Source organism: Veillonella parvula, assembly GCF_032550495.1.
Classification (GTDB): Bacteria; Bacillota; Negativicutes; order Veillonellales; family Veillonellaceae; genus Veillonella; species Veillonella parvula_G.
This window is the reverse complement of the sequence record NZ_JAWFZJ010000005.1, coordinates 59,799-79,003: the sequence shown is the minus strand read 5'-3', so window position 1 is coordinate 79,003 and position 19,205 is coordinate 59,799. Positions and strand designations below refer to the sequence as shown.

General features: G+C 41.7%; 20 protein-coding genes. All 20 read left to right on the top strand.

The features are described 5' to 3' along the window. Positions 1-26 precede the first annotated feature (26 nt). Positions 27-269, top strand: a complete 243-nt coding sequence (locus E6X37_RS09360; RefSeq protein ID WP_004695192.1) for a Sec-independent protein translocase subunit TatA/TatB — start codon at positions 27-29, stop codon at positions 267-269. 14 nt (positions 270-283) lie between these two features. After that, on the top strand, positions 284-592 hold the full coding sequence (locus tag E6X37_RS09355) for a heavy-metal-associated domain-containing protein (protein WP_021148497.1): 309 nt from the start codon (positions 284-286) through the stop codon (positions 590-592). 68 nt (positions 593-660) lie between these two features. Then, a complete protein-coding gene (locus tag E6X37_RS09350; protein WP_004696849.1) occupies positions 661-1,104 on the top strand; it encodes a cupin domain-containing protein in 444 nt (147 codons plus the stop codon). Positions 1,105-1,120: 16 nt separating this feature from the next. Continuing rightward, positions 1,121-2,524: a DASS family sodium-coupled anion symporter gene (locus tag E6X37_RS09345; RefSeq protein ID WP_058948072.1), complete on the top strand. Its 1,404-nt coding sequence runs from the start codon at positions 1,121-1,123 to the stop codon at positions 2,522-2,524. 535 nt (positions 2,525-3,059) lie between these two features. Further along, on the top strand, positions 3,060-4,730 hold the full coding sequence (gene ilvD, locus E6X37_RS09340) for a dihydroxy-acid dehydratase (RefSeq protein ID WP_118091556.1): 1,671 nt from the start codon (positions 3,060-3,062) through the stop codon (positions 4,728-4,730). A 42-nt stretch (positions 4,731-4,772) separates the two neighbouring features. Beyond that, positions 4,773-5,996 carry a threonine ammonia-lyase gene (gene ilvA / locus E6X37_RS09335; RefSeq protein WP_024061815.1) on the top strand — a complete coding sequence of 408 codons (1,224 nt, stop codon included), beginning with the start codon at positions 4,773-4,775 and terminating at the stop codon, positions 5,994-5,996. An 18-nt stretch (positions 5,997-6,014) separates the two neighbouring features. Continuing rightward, positions 6,015-7,724, top strand: coding sequence for a biosynthetic-type acetolactate synthase large subunit (gene ilvB / locus E6X37_RS09330; RefSeq protein WP_215676344.1), 1,710 nt, complete (start codon positions 6,015-6,017; stop codon positions 7,722-7,724). Continuing rightward, positions 7,724-8,212, top strand: coding sequence for an acetolactate synthase small subunit (ilvN, locus tag E6X37_RS09325; protein WP_004695208.1), 489 nt, complete (start codon positions 7,724-7,726; stop codon positions 8,210-8,212). Before ilvB ends, ilvN begins: the two co-directional genes overlap by 1 nt. An 11-nt stretch (positions 8,213-8,223) precedes the next feature. Continuing rightward, positions 8,224-9,009, top strand: coding sequence for an ABC transporter ATP-binding protein (locus E6X37_RS09320; RefSeq protein WP_021148490.1), 786 nt, complete (start codon positions 8,224-8,226; stop codon positions 9,007-9,009). A gap of 141 nt (positions 9,010-9,150) precedes the next feature. Continuing rightward, complete coding sequence (ilvC, locus tag E6X37_RS09315) at positions 9,151-10,158, top strand: ketol-acid reductoisomerase (RefSeq protein WP_004695212.1); 1,008 nt, start codon at positions 9,151-9,153, stop codon at positions 10,156-10,158. A 173-nt stretch (positions 10,159-10,331) separates the two neighbouring features. Next, positions 10,332-10,793 (top strand): DUF3290 family protein, encoded by a 462-nt coding sequence (locus E6X37_RS09310; RefSeq protein WP_021148487.1) that lies wholly within the window; start codon positions 10,332-10,334, stop codon positions 10,791-10,793. Between the two features lie 12 nt (positions 10,794-10,805). Continuing rightward, positions 10,806-11,525, top strand: a complete 720-nt coding sequence (locus E6X37_RS09305) for a DUF421 domain-containing protein (protein ID WP_021148486.1) — start codon at positions 10,806-10,808, stop codon at positions 11,523-11,525. A 120-nt stretch (positions 11,526-11,645) separates the two neighbouring features. After that, complete coding sequence (locus E6X37_RS09300; protein WP_021148485.1) at positions 11,646-13,373, top strand: TIGR03960 family B12-binding radical SAM protein; 1,728 nt, start codon at positions 11,646-11,648, stop codon at positions 13,371-13,373. Between the two features lie 9 nt (positions 13,374-13,382). Further along, a complete protein-coding gene (locus E6X37_RS09295) occupies positions 13,383-14,237 on the top strand; it encodes a purine nucleoside phosphorylase YfiH/LACC1 family protein (protein ID WP_021148484.1) in 855 nt (284 codons plus the stop codon). A gap of 176 nt (positions 14,238-14,413) precedes the next feature. Then, a complete protein-coding gene (locus E6X37_RS09290) occupies positions 14,414-15,100 on the top strand; it encodes a YggS family pyridoxal phosphate-dependent enzyme (RefSeq protein ID WP_021148483.1) in 687 nt (228 codons plus the stop codon). A 53-nt stretch (positions 15,101-15,153) separates the two neighbouring features. After that, positions 15,154-15,651 carry a cell division protein SepF gene (locus E6X37_RS09285; RefSeq protein ID WP_004695224.1) on the top strand — a complete coding sequence of 166 codons (498 nt, stop codon included), beginning with the start codon at positions 15,154-15,156 and terminating at the stop codon, positions 15,649-15,651. Between the two features lie 26 nt (positions 15,652-15,677). Further along, positions 15,678-16,472 carry a pyrroline-5-carboxylate reductase gene (proC, locus tag E6X37_RS09280; RefSeq protein ID WP_021148481.1) on the top strand — a complete coding sequence of 265 codons (795 nt, stop codon included), beginning with the start codon at positions 15,678-15,680 and terminating at the stop codon, positions 16,470-16,472. 2 nt (positions 16,473-16,474) lie between these two features. Beyond that, on the top strand, positions 16,475-17,260 hold the full coding sequence (locus E6X37_RS09275; RefSeq protein ID WP_004695229.1) for a YlmH family RNA-binding protein: 786 nt from the start codon (positions 16,475-16,477) through the stop codon (positions 17,258-17,260). A 57-nt stretch (positions 17,261-17,317) separates the two neighbouring features. After that, a complete protein-coding gene (locus E6X37_RS09270; protein WP_021148480.1) occupies positions 17,318-17,965 on the top strand; it encodes a precorrin-2 dehydrogenase/sirohydrochlorin ferrochelatase family protein in 648 nt (215 codons plus the stop codon). After that, complete coding sequence (gene hemA / locus E6X37_RS09265) at positions 17,934-19,205, top strand: glutamyl-tRNA reductase (RefSeq protein WP_021148479.1); 1,272 nt, start codon at positions 17,934-17,936, stop codon at positions 19,203-19,205. The genes E6X37_RS09270 and hemA overlap by 32 nt, the downstream gene beginning before the upstream one ends.

The following is a 19,205-nucleotide window of genomic DNA, read 5'->3' as shown; positions in this document are numbered from 1 at the left end:
TAGTAGTAAAAATAAAGGAGATACATATGGGGTCTATAGGAACACCTGAATTAATAGTTATATTAGTGATTGCTCTAGTTATCTTCGGACCTGGTAAATTGCCTGAAGTCGGTAAAGCTATTGGTAAAGGCATCAATGAGTTTAAAGATGCTATTTCGGGGCCTAAAAAGGCTGTTGATGAAACGAAAGAAGCCGTTAAGAAAGCGACTACTATCGATGTGACAGCAGGGGCTAAGAACGATGATAAACATAAAGAAGCTAACGATTAATAGGAGGTAACACTATGTGCAAAGATTGTGGTTGTGGCGAAGATAATGGCGTTGTAACAAAGGTATTTACTGTACCGGGGATGATGTGCAACAACTGTAAAGAAACAGTTGAAGGGGCATCTCTAGGTTTGCCTGGCGTATTAAGTGCAGAAGTAGATTTGCCAGAAAAGACTGCTACTGTTTCTTTTGATCCAACAAAAGCATCTGTAGAAGTTATTACAAAAGCCATTGAACGAACTGGCTTTGAAGTGGCAGGCGTTGCAGACGGTGTACAAAAACATAGTCATGGATTACTAGGCACTTTGAAACGTCTCTTCAAATAATCGAACCGATGGAGCTGTATTGAAACCTTGTTTCGATGCAGCCCTTTTTTGTTTAAAGAGGTAATACGATGATACGTAAGTTTGATGCTAAAAATTTTAAGTGGGATGGTATCGAAACCTTGGTATATAAGCAAGATGGTAGTCCTTTTAAAGATGTAACACGTCAAGTATTATACGATGGTGCTTATGATATTCCATGTCAATTCCGCTATTTTGAATGTTTGCCAGGAGGGTATTCTACCTTAGAGTATCACGATCATACGCATATGGTTATGATATTCCGCGGTAAGGGGCAGGTCTTATTAGGTGATGAAATCCACGATGTAGAAGCTGGTGACTTTATCGAAATTCCAGGCAAAACAATTCATCAATTCCGTGCTAATAAGGGCGATTATATTGGTTTTCTTTGCTTGGTAAATCAAGATCGGGATAAGGTAAAATTATTATCCCCTGAAGAGATGGAAATGTTACGAGCAAATCCTAAGATCAAAGAATTTTTGGAAAGTTGTTAAGCCTGATGGAGGTTCTATGAATACTTTTACACGAGCGGCCCTTACCGTTTTAGTGGGTCTCGTCATTTGGTTTTTACCTCATACAGAGGCAATCAAGCCGGAAGGTTGGCATTTATTAGCTATCTTTACGGCTACTATTGTGGGCTTTATATTGCGACCTTGGCCAACGGGCATTATGGCCCTCTTTGGTATTGTTGTAGCCGTAGCCACTAACTCCATCACTATGGTACAGGCACTAGGTGGCTATGCAGAAGCGAATGTGTGGCTTATCGTAGCAGCCGTATTCTTTTCTCGCGGTATTATTAATTCTGGCCTTGGCAAGCGCATTGCGTACACCTTGATTCGCTCCTTTGGCACAAGCTCATTAAAGCTTGCCTATGCTTTGGCTTGTACAGATTTGATTATTTCTCCAGCTACACCATCTAATACGGCGCGTGGTGGTGGTATAGTATTCCCCATCGTACAAAATATTTCCTTAGCATTTGACTCTGAACCATATGGTAATACGGCTCGCCGCATTGGGGCGTACTTGATGACGACGGCACATACTATTAACACCATTACAGTAACGATCTTCTTGACTGCATGTAGTGGTAACTTGCTTATTACGTCCTTAGGTGCTAAACTGTTTGGCTATGATATATCTTGGTGGGAATGGTTCCAAGCCGGTGTGATTCCTGGTGTGATTTGTATGATTTTGATGCCTTGGTTTATCTATAAAATCTATCCACCAGAAATCAAGGAAACACCAGAGGCTGCAGCAATGGCTCAAAAAGAACTAGATGCTCTTGGACCTATTACGAAGGCCGAAATTTCTGTTGCCATTATTTTTGTTCTTTGTATCTTACTTTGGGCTACAGCAATTTGGACTAAGCTTCATCCTACAGTAGTAGCGATGATGGGGGTTCTGGCGTGTGTTGTGACTGGCTCTCTTACTTGGGAGGATATTTTAGGTGAACGCACCGGTTGGGATATCCTCATCTGGATGGGTACGCTTGTAGGCATGGCTGGACTGCTTGGCAAACTCGGTGTAGTAGCTGTCTTTGCAGATTTTGTAAGTCAACATTTAGCTGGCTTTGACTGGTTCTGGGCGTCCTTTATCATTTCTGCTACCTTTGTGTACTCTCAGTATTTCTTTGCCAGTGGTACGGCGCGTATTACGGCTTTGTTCTCCGCCTTTGCAGCCATTTTAGTGGCGATGGGGGCTCCTATTCCGTTTACGATATTGCTCTTTGGTTTGATGAACAGTCCTGGCTGTACATTGACTCACTATAGTTCGGGTGTAACACCGATTTTCTTCGGTGCTGGCTATGTGCCACAAGGTACGTGGTGGCGCGTAGGCCTTGCTATCTCTGTGGTGAGCTTCCTCATTCATTTCTGGGGCGGCACCTTTGGCATGTGGCTCTTTGGTATTTTATAATAAAATTAATCCCTCACTTCGGTGAGGGATTTTTCTTGTTATACCTATACTTTTTATACCTTACTAGGTTTGCTATAGTTTTTGGGTATGGTAAACTTCATAAAAAAACTATGATGAATCTATAGAATTTATTGTGAATTATCTTGCGCGGGATAATATAACGTGTTATTATTATTCCGTGATTAATATTACAGAATATTTTAGGAGGAAACATGTTAGGTTTAGTCATTAGCTTATTGATTATTGCGCTAGTCGTGATTATTAATGACATTCGAATTATGAACAACAACTTAACACGTTTTTGTCTTAGAAGTTCCGCGAATGGTTTAATATACAATCAATAAGATTTGACTATATGGTTTGTTTCTTATGTGTATATTTTCCAAGGGGTACATAGGATTATTTATGTATATAGGAATTCTGTAAACAAAAGGAATATCATTTGTAAACTTTTAAGACGATTCATTGGAATCGTCTTTTTTTATGCGTCGTGAAAGCTGTCCAAGTGGATGCTTTCAAAAGTGAGGAGATTAACATGAGTTGTAGAAGTGACAATTTGAAAACAGGCGTAGCACGTGCACCACACAGATCTTTACTAAAAGCTCTAGGTTTTGTTGATGAAGAAATGGGTAGACCCGTCATCGGTATTGCCAATTCTTTCAATGAAATCATCCCTGGTCACGTAGGCCTGAAAAATATTGTACAAGCCGTAAAAGACGGTATCCGCAACGCAGGTGGTGTGCCAATCGAGTTCAATACTATCGGTATTTGTGATGGTTTGGCAATGAACCATATCGGCATGAAATACTCCTTAGTTACACGTAATATCATTGCAGATTCCATCGAAGCTACTGCTATGGCTACACCATTCGATGCGATGGTATTCATTCCAAACTGTGATAAGGTAGTGCCAGGCATGTTGATTGCAGCTGCGCGCCTTAATATCCCATCTGTATTCGTGTCTGGTGGGGCTATGCTCGCTGGTGTACATAAAGGTAAAAAGATTGGTTTGTCCGACGTATTCGAGGCCGTAGGTAAACATCAAACTGGTGAAATGGATGATGCTGAGCTAGCCGATATCGAAAATACGGCATGTCCTACATGTGGCTCTTGCTCTGGTATGTATACGGCAAATACAATGAACTGTTTAACAGAAGCTCTCGGTATGGGCCTTCCTGGCAATGGTACAATCCCAGCGGTATATTCTGAACGTTTGCGCTTAGCAAAATTAGCGGGTATGCAAGCGGTAGAGGTATTAGAAGCAAACCTTCGACCTAAAGATATTATGACTCGTGAAGCCTTTGAAAATGCGGTAGCTCTTGATATGGCTTTGGGTGGCTCCTCTAATACGGCGCTTCATTTACCGGCTATTGCTCACGAAGCAGGTGTGCCATTATCCTTAGACGATTTTGATCGCATCGCTCAAAATACACCTCAATTATCTAAATTATCTCCATCTGGCGTATACTTCATTGAAGACTTGTACGCTGCAGGTGGTGTATCTGCCGTGTTGAAACGTTTAGCAGAAAATGGTCGCCTTCATACAGATTGCAAAACTGTTGCTCTTAAAACACAAGGTGAAATTGCAGCGGCAGCTCATGTTGTGGATGAAGATGTTATTCACCCATGGGATAATCCAGTACATGAAACTGGTGGTATCGCGGTTCTTAAAGGTAACCTTGCTGTAGATGGTTCCGTTGTAAAAGCCGGTGCCGTAGATGCAGATATGCTTGTTCACTCTGGTCCAGCAAAGGTATTCAACAGTGAAGAAGAAGCGGTTGAAGCTATTACAGGCGGTAAAATCGTGAAAGGTGATGTTGTAGTTATCCGTTACGAAGGCCCTAAAGGCGGTCCTGGTATGCGTGAAATGTTGACTCCAACATCTATGATTGCCGGTATGGGTCTAGATAAAGATGTAGCATTGTTGACAGATGGACGCTTCTCCGGTGCTACTCGTGGTGCATCCATCGGACATGTATCTCCAGAAGCAGCTGCAGGCGGTACCATTGCCATCGTTGAAGATGGTGATATTATCAACATCGATATTCCAAACGGTAAATTGGAATTAGCTGTATCTGATGATGAAATCGCTCGTCGTAAAGCTGCATTGAAACCATTCAAATCCAATGTAACTGGATATCTTAAAAAATACGCTCTTCACGTATCCTCTGCTGCACAAGGTGCTATCGAAGTATTTGAAGACTAATACTCGACTTTCATTTAATACTAACTAGAGGAGACCGTGTATATGTATAAGTTATATGATTTTATGGAGGCTCGTGAGCGCTTGAGCACAATCACTGTGAAAACGAAGTTACTTCATAGTGATGTGTTTTCTGACGAGTGTGGCAATGATGTATATATCAAGCCAGAAAACTTGCAAATAACAGGCTCATTTAAGGTTCGTGGAGCTTATAATAAAATTGCAAAACTAACAGAAGAGGAAAAGGCGCGCGGTGTTATCGCTGCATCTGCCGGTAATCATGCACAAGGCGTGGCCCTTGCTGCGAAACGTCTTGGCATTAAAGCGACTATTGTCATGCCGAAACATACACCTCTTATTAAGGTGAATGCTACAAAACAATACGGTGCAGATGTTGTACTATTTGGCGAGATTTATGACGAAGCCTATCAAAAGGCGATGGAGTTGCAAAAAGAACACGGTTATGTGTTCGTTCATCCGTTTAATGATGAAGATGTAATAGAAGGGCAAGGTACGATTGCCCTTGAGGTGCTTGATGAATTGCCTGATGCGGATATTTTGCTCGTTCCTGTTGGGGGCGGTGGTATCGTATCTGGTATTGCGGCTGCGGCGAAATTAAAAAATCCGCGTGTTAAGATTATCGGTGTAGAACCAGAAGGTGCAGCGAGTGCCCTAGCTGCCTTAAAGGCTGATCATCCTGTACCTCTCGATGAAGTGGCGACGATTGCAGATGGTACGGCAGTACGTCAAATTGGAGAAACTACATTAGAATATATCAAGCAATATGTAGATGAAATTATTACCGTTTCTGATTATGAATTGATGGAAGCATTTTTATTGCTTGTTGAAAAACATAAGTTAGTAGCAGAAAACTCTGGTATTTTGCCACTCGCTGGTCTCAAGAAATTAGAGTGCCGCGGTAAAAAGGTGGTAGCTATCGTCAGTGGTGGTAATATCGACGTACTAACTATTTCGTCAATGATTAATAAAGGCCTCGTATTGCGCGGTCGTATCTTTACCTTCTCCGTTAACCTTCCTGATAAACCTGGCCAGTTAGTGGCTGTATCTCAAATGTTAGCAGATGCAGATGCAAATGTTATTAAACTCGACCATAATCAGTTCAAAAACCTTGACCGTTTCCATGAAGTGGAATTGCAAGTAACGGTAGAAACAAATGGTGAAGAGCACATCCAACACATTATTGATACTTTCAAACATAATGGCTACATTATTAAACGTTTAAATTCCAGCGAGATTTTATCTGAATAGCTGGTTGAAAGGGTTCCTATGAGCGCAGAAACAATCAATGGGGCACGCATTGTCCTTGAAACATTGCATCGCTTAGGCGTAACCGATATGTTCGGCTATCCAGGTGGCGCGGTAATTCCAATTTATGATGAAATATATAGCTTCCCTGAAATTAAACATTACTTTGTTCGTCATGAACAAGGTGCTGCACATGCAGCGGATGGTTATGCACGTGTGTCCGGCAAAGTTGGCGTATGTCTTGCTACGTCTGGTCCTGGTGCAACGAATCTTGTAACAGGTATTATGACTGCGTACATGGATTCCGTACCTATGGTGGCCATTACAGGTCAGGTTGGCCGGCCCTTTATCGGTAAGGACTCCTTTCAAGAGGCGGATATCCAAGGTATTACGATGCCTATAACCAAGCATAACTATCTTGTTCAAGATATTCATGATTTGCCTCGCATCATTAAAGAGGCGTATTTTATTGCTGGTACAGGTCGCCCAGGCCCTGTACTTATCGATATTCCGAAGGATATTCAAACCGAAAAAATATCCATGGCGGAATACAACAAATTGTACGAAGTACCTATTCATCTTGAAGGCTATGATCCAACCTATAAAGGTCATCAAGGTCAAATCAAAAAAGCAGCTACTCTCATCAAAAATGCAAAGCGCCCACTTATCATTGCTGGGGCAGGCGTATTGAAGTCTGGTGCTATGGATGAGCTTAAAGAATTAGCTGAAAAGGCTCAAATTCCGGTGACGAATACATTAGTTGGTCTTGGTGGCTTCCCAGGAGATCACGAATTGGCTCTTGGCATGGTTGGTATGCATGGTTCTGTAGCCGCTAATAATAGTACAGATGAGGCAGATCTCGTGATTGCTGCAGGGATTCGTTTCCATGACCGCATTACAGGCCATCCAGATTTCTTCTGTAAAAAAGCTAAAATCATCCATATTGATATCGATCCAGCTGAAATTGATAAGAATGTTACAATCAACGTGCCTATCGTAGGGGATTTAAAACAGGTATTAACGGAGCTTAATGCTCTTGTAGAACCTACAACTCATGAAGCGTGGCTTGAGCAAATCCGAGAATGGCAAGCGGAATACCCTATGGTAATCCCTGAGTCTAAAAATGGTGTATTGCATGCACAATATGTGTTATCTGAGCTTAATAAGATTGCCAAGGAAGATGCCATAATCGTAAGTGACGTCGGTCAACATCAAATGTGGGCGGCTCAATTCTTAACTCATAAAAAACCTCATACTATCGTTACCTCTGGCGGTGCGGGTACCATGGGGTATGGTTTGCCGGCGGCTATTGGGGCTCAAGTAGGGGCGCCTAAGAAGCAAGTTATCCTTGTTGTCGGTGATGGCGGGTTCCAAATGACTTGTGAAGAGCTCATGATGGTTCGCCAATATAATTTGCCAATCAAGATTGTTATTATTAACAACGGCTATCTTGGTATGGTTCGTCAATGGCAAGAAATCTTCAATGATAGACGCTACTCCTATGTAGATTTGGAAGTGAGTCCGAACTTCGTGAAACTCGCAGATGCATTTGACTTGAAAGCAGCGCGTCTAGATAATGTTGAAACTTTCAACAAAGAATTTAAATCATACATTACATCGGATGAAAGCATTGTCTTGGACTGTCGCGTTGAACGAGAGGATAATGTATTGCCAATGATCCCAGCAGGCGGCACGATAAGCGGTATGATGGGTAAGAAAGGGGTGCTATAATGGCGAAAGAACATCAAGTCTTAATCATTGCAAAAAATGCACCAGGTATTGGTACACGTATTTTGGCACTCTTTAACCGTCGTGGCTTTAACGTTACAAAAATGACATCTGGCATTACAAATCAGCCAGGTTATGCACGTATTACTATTACTGTAGAGGCCGATGATCGAATTCTCGATCAAGTACAAAAACAAATCTACAAGCTCATCGATGTTGTTAAGGTTAAAGTGTTTGAAGATCATGATGTGGTATGCCGTGAGTTAATGCTTATTAAGGTAAAAGCATCTGCTTCTACAAGATCACAAATTGTACAGATTGCCGATGTATATCGTGGTAATGTGTTAGATATTTCTCCTACATCTATGATCATTGAAGTCATTGGCAGTGTAGAAAAATTACGTGGCTTCATTCAAATTATGGAAACCTATGGTATTCTTGAAATTGCCAAAACAGGTATCACCGCTATGAGTCGCGGAGAAAAAATGTAGGAGCTGATAACGTGGGGCGTGAATTACTCCATTATGAAAATGTCTGCTTTCGCCGTGATGGTAGACCTATTTTAGATAATGTAAATTGGCATATAGAGAACGGTGAACATTGGGCCTTATTAGGGCTTAATGGGGCTGGTAAATCAACGCTACTCAGCATGATACCTGCTTATCAAATTCCCACAACGGGTACTTTGCGTGTGTTTGGTAAGGAATTTGGTAAATATGCGTGGCCCAAAATCAAGGCTAGACTAGGATTTGTTAGCTCTGCGCTTGGACAATTTCAGTCAACCTTGGATAAACAAGTCGTTGAAGATATCGTTATTTCTGGTGCATTTAGTAGCATTGGTATATACCAAGAGGTAGCACCTGAGGTGCGCCAACGAGGTATGCAATTATTATCTGAATTTGGACTAGACTATTTGGAAGGTCATCGTTTTCGCACCTTATCTGCTGGCGAACAGCGCCGGGTATTGTTAGCGAGGTCTATTATGGCAAATCCAGAATTATTGATTTTGGATGAGCCTTGCTCTGGTTTGGACTTACCAGCGAGGGAGCAGTTTTTACGCACCGTATCCACTTTGGTAGCTGAGCAGCAGACACCGATTATCTATGTGTCACATCAAATTGAAGAGATACTATCGTTTATTACTCATGTAGCTATCTTGCGAGAGGGTAAGATGATTCATGCAGGTCCTAAACACAAGGTACTAACTGATGATATTTTATCTGATGTCTTTGGACTTTCCGTACAAGTTGTATGGAAAGATGATCGTCCATGGGTGATGGTTCGGTAGTTATCAAATTTTTTTATCAGAGGCTTAAAACTTGGCTTACTGATACTAAATTAATGTACGCCACATCTTGCAAAAATTTGTTAGATTGTGTACAGTATATATAATCTATATTCTATTGAATATGTTTGGAGGTTGTCTAATATGGCAGGTAAAATTTTAGGTACTACAGTTTATTATGATGCAGATTGTAATTTAAGCAAATTGGAAGGCAAAAAAATTACAGTGTTAGGTTACGGTTCCCAAGGTCATGCTCATGCATTGAACTTGAAAGAAAATGGTATGGACGTAACAATTGGGCTTCGCGGTGGTTCTTCTAGCTGGAAAGCTGCTGAAGAAGCAGGTCTTACAGTAAAAGAAACTGCAGAAGCCGTTAAAGGCGCTGATATCGTTATGGTATTGATTCCAGACGAATTGCAAGCAGACGTATATGCACAAGATATTGCTCCAAACTTGAAACAAGGTGCGTACTTGGCATTCGCTCATGGCTTTAACATTCACTTTGGTAAAATCGTACCTCGTGAAGACATCAATGTATTCATGGTAGCTCCTAAAGGTCCTGGTCATTTAGTTCGTCGTACATACCAAGAAGGTTCCGGCGTTCCTTGTTTGTACGCTGTAGAAAAAGACCCATCTGGCGATACTGAAGAAGTGGCATTAGCATGGGCTTCTGGTATCGGTGGTGGCCGTTCTGGTATTTTGGAAACTAACTTCAAATCCGAAACTGAAACTGACCTCTTTGGTGAACAAGCTGTATTGTGCGGTGGTGTTACTGAGTTGATTAAAACTGGCTTTGAAGTATTAACTGAAGCTGGTTATGAACCTGTTAACGCTTACTTCGAATGCTTGCATGAAATGAAATTAATCGTAGATCTTATCTACGAAGGTGGCTTCCAAAAAATGCGCCACTCCATCTCCAACACTGCTGAATACGGCGATTACCATGCAGGTCCTCGCGTAATCACTGCAGATACTAAAAAAGCTATGGAACAAATCTTGGCGGATATTCAATCTGGTAAATTTGCTGATGAATTCTTAGCAGATTCCAAAAATGGTCAAAAATTCCTTAAAGAACATCGCGAAGCAGCTGCTAATCATCCAATTGAACCAGTTGGCGCAGAACTTCGCAACTTGATGAGCTGGTTAAAATAAGAGTATTATTTAGGTAATCTTTTGTGAGATTATATGCTTATTAAAAGCGACCCCGTAAGGGGTCGCTATTTTTTATCTTTTCTTACATTATTTTGGGCCATCTTGACGATTACATCGAAAATATTGGAATCAAATATGGTATAATAAAAAGTAATATTTGAAAGGAGTGTAGCATGGATTTTTACACATTAGCCTATGTTGAAAGTCAGGCTGTAATAGGTCAAACTTGGGGCTTTATTATAATTGTAGCTGTTCTGTTAGCATTACTCATTTTGGGAGTACAAGTATTGCGAAATGGTTTTACTAGTCGCTATCGTGACCTGATGATTATATTGTCTTTAATCGTAGTGTTCTTCTTAGGGCTTGAATACCAAGAGTATAATCGGATGAAAACCTATTCTGAGGACTCCTCTCGTATGGCTCAATTTTTACATTCTTTTAGTTCAGATCGTTCCGTACCGAGCGACCAATTGGCGGTTAACTCCTTAAAGATTCGTAATGGTATGATTTTAAAAGTAAGTGATGCTTACTATGAGGTTCAATTTAATCCAGAATTTTCAACCTATACTATTACACGTGTTTATAAGGTAAGTCCTATAGATCGAATTCATGATAAAGCGGACACATTACCATAAGGAGGACCACATATGACAGAAGCTATGGCCGTCTATGGGATGGTCTTTGCAAAACTCGCCATCGGTCTCTTGGCGATTATTCTACAAATCAATTTAATGGGTAAGGGCAATTTAGCCCCAACCTCTGCTTTAGACCAATTGCAAAACTACGTACTTGGTGGTATTATCGGTGCCATTATTTACAATGATCAAATTGGCATTTTACAGTTTATGTTAGTTCTTATTTTATGGACTATCCTCGTAATGACTCTTAAGTTTTTAAAAGGGAATCTTCGTATTTTTAAAGCAATTCTTGATGGTCATCCAGTTATAGTAATCGAAAAAGGTCATATTCTAACAGAAGAATGTATGCGTTATGGTATACAAGCGGCTGAACTTAAATTAAAACTTCGTGCTGCCGGTGTTCAATATGTTACGGATGTTAAGCGTGCCGTATTGGAGCAAAACGGTCAGCTCAACGTGGTTCAATTCGGTGAAGATAATATTCGATTTGACCTTATCGATGATGGTCAAATTAATCAGTTTACCCTCGATGTAATTGAAAAAGATAGAGATTGGCTTGAACAAGAAATCCAAGCTCAAGGATACTCTGTTAAGGACATATATATTGCAGAATATAAAGATGAAAAAGTTGTTGTATATCCTTATGAAAGAAAACATCGCCCACAAATTGTAAGCACTCTTAAAAGTAAGACCGCTCATACTAAGGATAAATTGAAATCTAAATTGTAATATCTATTGGTTTTTTATTATAGGCGAAATTAGTATTATGTAATTTTATAGATGTACAAATGATATGTAAAGTGTTATTAAGCCCACTATTCGTAGTGGGCTTATATAGAAAGGAAATTAGTGAATCGTAAAGATTTAATAGATCGATTACAAGAATTATATAAAGATGAAGACAGTCGGGTAACAGTAAATCCTCATGCAGGGCAAAAAGTAGCTATCGTTTATCCGAATACATACTTTGTGGGCATGAGTAATCTTGGACTTCATATCATTTATGAGGAAATCAATTTACGAAATGATAGCGTCTGCGAACGAATCTTCTTGCCTGAGAAAAAGGAATTAGAAGCTTACGATAAGACTAAGACTCCGCTTATGAGCGTTGAAACACAAAGGCCTATGCATCAATTTGATGTAGTTGCTTTTGATGTCACCTTCGAAATGGATTATTTCCATATTCCTTTGATGTTGCGCCATGGCCGTGTACCTATCATGGGAAAAGACCGTACCGAATTTGACCCTATCGTTATTGCAGGGGGCCCTTGTGCGACCTTTAACCCTGAGCCTTTTGCCGACTTTATCGATGCTTTTATCATCGGTGAAGGGGAAGGTATCGTCAGTCGCGTACTAGATATCATTCGAGATGGAAAAATGGAAGGCTTGGATCGTCACGCTATTTTACGTCAATTAGCGGATGTATCGGGTGTTTACGTACCATCCCTGTATGTGCCGATTTACAATGAAGATGGTGAATTTAAAGGCTATGATATTGCTGAGGGCGTGCCTAAAACGATCAAACGTCACTTTGAAATGCTCACTAGCGGTGGTGAAACGGTAGTAGCTACGAACTATACTGAATTTGGTGCTATGTATATCATCGAAGTAGCCCGTGGTTGTGGTCGGCACTGTCGCTTCTGTATGGCTGGATATTGCTTCCGCGTACCGCGTGTACGTCCTTTGGACATTTTGAAAGAAGGCGTAGAGCGCGCAGAAAAGCTAGGTAAAAAGGTAGGCCTCATGGGCGCTGCTATCTCGGATTATCCTGAGGTAGACGAACTCGTTAATTATATTCGCTCTAAAGATATGCGCTACTCTTGTGCATCCTTGCGGGCTGACTCATTAACGCAAGCCGTGGTGGATGGACTGGCGGATAGTGGACAAAAGACGATTACAATTGCCCCAGAAACGGGTAGTGAACGGTTGCGTCGCGTCATTAATAAGGGTATCAGTGAAGAGCATTTACAAAATGCAGCCACCTTATCTGCAAAGTCAGGTATTCAGCATATGCGCTTATATATTATGATTGGGCTGCCAACGGAAACCAATGAAGACATTGAGGCTATTGTAGGTCTTGCGGAGAGAACGCAGGCTCATATGGAAAAAGTAGGCTGTAAAGGTCGTTTAACGCTCAGTATCAATCCCTTTATTCCGAAACCTTTTACACCGTTCCAATGGATGGCCATGGATAACCAAAAAGCAGTGGAGAAAAAGCTGCAATATATAAAGAAAGCATTGCAAAAGAATCGCCGTATTGAGGTTCTCGTAGAGTCGCCTAAAGAGGCGTATATACAAGGGGTTCTCGCTCGTGGGGATCGTCGCTTAGGCGCTGTTATTGCAGCATGTGCAGCCGATCGGGGCAGTAAATCTTTTAAGTCCGAAATGAAGGCTGCTGGCCTGGATATGGATAATATGAATTATCGCGAACGCAGTTTTGATGAATTCTTGCCGTGGAGCCATTTAGATATGGGCATGGACGAGGGTTATCTCGAAATGGAATGGAAACGATCCATCGATGAAGCCTATACACCGCCATGCACACAAGGGTGTAAACGATGCGGTGTTTGTAAATAGGAGGAATTGATGAATCAATCGGTAAAGTGTATAGATGTGAAAGGTCCCCATGGAACGTGGTCTTATGAGACGCCAAGCTGGAGTGAGCGATTTCCTATTGTTATGGGCGATACCTATCGTCATGGTGGCGTATCTAAAGCCCCTTATGAATCATTAAATCTAGCTTTTCATGTAGGCGATGAAGCTCAGAGTGTACGAGAAAATCGAGCTATTATTGCGAAATATTTAGGTGTTGAACCAAACCGTATTTCTTGTGGCAATCAAGTCCATGGTTTAAAGGCTGTAGAAATCACAGAAGACCTTATTGGGGCCGGTGCTTTTGGAGAAGATACGGCCATCGATGATTGTGATGCGGTATTTACAAATCTACCTCATGTGCCATTATTTCTGTTCACTGCAGATTGCGTTGGCGTAGGCATTTACGATGCCAAACATCATGCGATTGCAACGGCACATGCAGGTTGGCGTGGTGCCATTGGCCGCTTACCAGTACTTACTATTGAGGCCATGAAAGAGGCTTATGGGACCGAGTTCAAAGATTGCTATATATATCTTGGGCCTAGTATTGGACCAGAGTCCTTTGAAGTAGATGTAGAACTAGGTAAACGCTTTGAATTAGCCTGGAGAGATATGACAGACCGAGATGCATCTGATGTTGTCAATTATCCTGGCGATAAATTAGACAAGGCTTATATCAATTTATGGAACTTTATTGGTGAGGATCTCCTTGTAAATGGCGTTCCTCCAGAGAACATTACAATTGGTGGTACCGATAGTGTAAGTGAAATAGACTGTTATTCTTATCGTCGAGAGGCAGGCCTAACAGGTCGGATGGCCTTATTTGCGATGTTACAAGACCGATAAAATTCGACTTTCACAGGAATCATAATAAAGTATGATATTTTAAGTATATACATGCTTTGATTTGTGGAGGGAATAAGCCCTAAATCATGTACATTTGACCCTAAATACTATATAATAGAATAGTCTATACAAATATATTTGATGATTATGATATATAGATTGAAGGGGGCATTCACGTGATTGAAGAATCCCTACACGCTATACAGCAGCGCATGGCCAATGCTATGGCGCGTGTTGGTCGCGTAGATACAGCATTATTAGTGGCGGTTACAAAGAACCACCCTGTGTCGGCTGTGGAAGAGGTCGCACGGCTCGGTGTCACTCATGTAGGGGAAAATCGAGTACAAGAGGCCAAAGAAAAACAGCTAACCTATAAGGGGCCACAATTAACATGGCATTTGATTGGTCATTTACAGGTCAATAAGGTGCGCCAAGCGGTTCCTATGTTTGATTTAATTCATTCTGTGGATAGCCGTAAATTATTAGATGAAATCGAAAAGGTTGCTGCAAAGCACGATAAAATACAAGATGTATTGCTGCAAGTCAATGTGGCCCGCGAAGCTTCTAAAACGGGAATGACCGTCGAAGAGTTTCCAGAAATACGAGATTATGCAAAAACATTGCCTCATGTACGCGTAAGGGGCTTGATGTGTATGGCGCCATTTTTCGATGATCCACAGGAAGCTCGTCCAATCTTTCGCGTAGCGAATGCCTTGTTTGAGGATATGAAACGCTACTTTGAAGAAGGGCAGATTCAATATTTATCTATGGGGATGACTCATGACTTTGAGGTCGCTTTGGAAGAAGGGGCTAACATCGTTCGTGTAGGCACAGCAATTTTTGGGGAACGTGTATATTATTAAGGTTCGGGTTACCTGATAATCGGAAGCGTTAATTGTATTAGGAGGAAATCCAAATGGCATTGGGAGATTATTTAGACAAAGCAAAAAACTTATTCTTAGGCAGAACTGATGATGACTATGAATATGATGATTACGAATACGAAGATGAAGAGGAATACGAAGCTGAACCTACCCCAGTAGCAACAGCGGCTCCCGTGTCCGGCGCATCTGAATTTCATCCACGCAAGGTAGGAGGCCAATCTACGATGACACAACGTCCAACAGCTATGAAAGTAGTTGTAATTGAACCAAAAGTATTTGAAGATTCTGAAAATATTACACATCAATTGCGCGACATGCGTCCTGTATTGATTAATTTTGAAAATACAGACCCTCATGAAGCAGCTCGTATTGTAGATTTCGTATCTGGTGCGACCTATGCATTGGATGGCAAATTGGAAAAAGTAGGTAAAGACATTTTCATGTGTGTACCTGTAAATATTTCCATTGATTATAATGACAATGAAAGCAACACAACTGAGCAAAACGAATATTCTTGGGAAAACAAATAATCTCTCTATAAATGGTGGTGATAACTATGTTAGGTAAAACCCTATGTATAGGCGTTGGCTCAATGGGGGGCGCTCTATTGCGCGGTGCATTACAGCATGGTGTATTGAAAGCCTGTGATACACACATTCTAGTGCGTCGCGAAGAACAATGTAAGGCTCTTGCAGAGGAGCTTGGTGTAGTAGGTTTTACTATATTGCCTAATGTAAACGAGTACAACACTATTCTATTGGCTGTGAAACCACAAGTGTTACCATCTGTGTTAGAGACTTTAAAAGAAGTACCTTATGGGACTGTTATGATTTCTGTTGCCGCAGGCGTCACATTAGATACTCTTGATGCGGCGATTCCACAAGCTAACTGGTTTAGAGCTATGCCAAATACACCGGCTTCTATCGGTGCAGGTATGACGGCACTTGCCGGGGATGATGTGAATACTGACCTAGGTCGTGCTGTACAAGCCTTATTTGAGGCTGTAGGCGAGGTAGCAGTGGTGAGCGAAGCCGATTTGGACCGCTTAGGCGCACTATCTGGTGCGGGACCTGGCTATATGTTTGTCATCCTCGATGCATTGGCTGATGCGGGTGTTCGCATTGGTTTGCCACGTCAGCTAGCCATAAAGGCAGCTGCTCAAACAATGTACGGTGCAGGTAAGATGGCTCTTGAAAGTGGCAATCATCCAGCAGTACTACGAGATCAAGTGACCAGCCCCGGTGGCACCACCATTGCTGGTATTGGTGCCATGGAAAAAGGTGGACTTCGCAGTGCTCTCCAAGATGGCGTAGTAGCATGTCTTGCTCGGTCGAATGAGTTGGGGAAATAATTTTGGCAGATACTAGTAAATTAATACGATATTTCGAGGCCAGTGGCAGTGGCGAGGAAGCTCGTCGCATGCTAGATTTGGCTGAGCAGGTCGTAAAAGGTCGCCCATACCGTGTGGCGGATTTTACGAGTCCTGCAGGCCTTGTTATTGCAGATGCTATCAAGGCTAATTACCCACAGTTAACAGTTAAAACTGACGGTGGCTATGAAGGGGCGGAACGTATTCGTATCGCTTTTGTAGACAGCGATTTTAACGGTACTGTGGATATGGGCATTCGCGCTCTTAAGGTGAATTGGGACCCTCGGTTCCGATTGCTCACTCACCGCGATGTGCTAGGCTCTTTGATGGGCCTTGGCATTGATCGCTCCAAATTTGGGGACGTTATCGTCCAGCAAGGGGGCGCTCAGATTATGGTGGATGAAAGCGTGGCTGATTTCGTAATTCAAAACTTTACGAAAATTGCTATGGTTTCTGTATCTGTAGAGGCTATTGAGTTATCAGATATTGCACCAAAAGAAGAAAAAATTAAAGAAGTTCGCACTACAGTCGCTTCCTTGCGCTTAGATGCGGTAGCAAGTTCTGGATTTAGTGTATCTCGCACTAAATTGGTGAGTGCTATCAATGCGGGCTTATTACAAGTAAACTGGCAACCAGCTAAGGGGGCATCCCAAGAGGTTAAAGAAGGAGATGTCATTTCCATGCGTGGTCGTGGCCGAATGAAGGTAGAAGCTATTACAGGTACCTCTCGTAAAGGGCGTATCGGCGTATATCTGAAACGATTTATGTAGGCAGTTGAAAATCGGCTTGACCATCAAGCCGATTTTTTTGTATATAGTAGGACAGCCATGGTATCCATAACATTTCAACCTACAACTGAAGATATAATCCTATTCGTAGGCGGCGGAGAAGTAGCGGAACGACGGATGCAGCTTTTTATTGAGGAGCCTTGCCAAATTGTCGTTATCGCTCCTGCTGTAACGGATACGATTAGCCAATGGGCAAAGGAAAATCGCATCACTTGGTGTGATCGGGCTTTCACAATGGACGACGAAGAGCATATTATTTCGAGTAGTTTGCTGTTTATCTGCACAGATAATCATGAACTAAACGATACCTTGTATGAGCTAGGAAAAAAACATCGTGTGTGGACCAACCGCAGTGATGATCCGAGCGCGTGTAGATTTACTGTGCCGTCATCCCTTGAACTCGGCGATCTTCATATTGCTATTAGTGCCAATAATGTAGGACCTCGTATCAATCGTCTCGTACGACAAGATATGATGAATCGTTATGGTCAGTTGCAAAAGGCTATGCCTAGACTTAAAATATTTAGAGAAGAAGTAAAGTTACTACTTCCTACTCCAGAGGCTCGACAGAAATTTTGGCGAGACAATCTGACGGTAGAAACATTTGAAGCCATTCTCAAGGGAGAGTGGATGATTATAGAGGAGAAACTAAACTATGCAATTAGTGGTATTAGGTCTAAATCATAGAAGTGCCGCTGTAGAGGTGCGTGAACGTTTCTCGTTTGATAAAGACGAGGTAGTTGCCGCACTAAATCGCCTCTATGAATTTGACTGTATCTCAGAATGCGTTATATTATCCACCTGTAATAGAACGGAAATTTATGCTGCTTTAGAAGGTGTAGAATTCCCGAAGGATTACATGTTGGCAGTGTTAAAAGATTTAAAAGGAGCAGATCATATCGATGCAGATGCATTCTTCTTCTACGAAGAACGAGATTGTATTGAGCATCTATTCCGCGTTTCTGCTAGTCTTGATTCCCTTGTGTTAGGGGAAGGCCAAATCTTGAGCCAATTAAAAGGGGCCTATATTCAGGCTTATAGCGCAGGCTGTACGGGCACAATATTTAATATTTTATTCCAACGTGCTATTGGGGTTGGTAAAAAGGTGCGTACCAATACGGGCATTGCAAATACGCCTGTATCCGTTAGTTACACCGCTGTTAACCTAGCTGAGGATAGCTTAGATAAGCCATTATCTGAAGCTACGGTACTCATTTTAGGGGCAGGTACTATGAGCGAGTTGACGGCTACACATTTACAAGCGAAGGGTGTAAAAACGATTTTCGTATCTAATAGAACCTTTGCTAAGGCTGAAATGTTAGCGCAACGCTTTAATGGTAAAGCTGTTAAGCTCGATAACTTTGTAGACTATGCTAAAGATGCGGATATTCTTATCACATCTACAGGGGCGCCACATTATATTATTACGGAACGAGAAGCCAAGAAAATTACGACTCTTCGTAAAGGTGAACCTATCGTTATGATCGACATAGCGGTGCCTCGCGATATCGATCCTGCGGTGGCAGACTTGGACGGTATTTACCTATTTAATATTGATTCTCTTGAAAGTGTAGTAGAAGAAAATAAGGCGCAGCGCGAAGAGGAAGCTCGTCGGGCAGAACCTATTATTCATGATGCTATTGAAGATTTGTTGGATAAATTGAGCTATTTAACAGTGCGTCCTATGATGGCATTGCTCACAGAAAAGGCAGAGCGGATTCGCCGTCGTGAGTTACATCGCGCATTAGCTAAATTGCCAGATATTTCCGATAAAGAGCGCCGTGTTATGGACTCGATGAGTCGCATGATTATTCGCAAAATGTTGCGTGAACCGATGATTCACTTCAACGAAATTGCTGGTACAGAGGAAGAAGGCTTGTACTGGGACTTATTCAAAGATATGTTTAATCTTGAGAAAGAAGGCTAA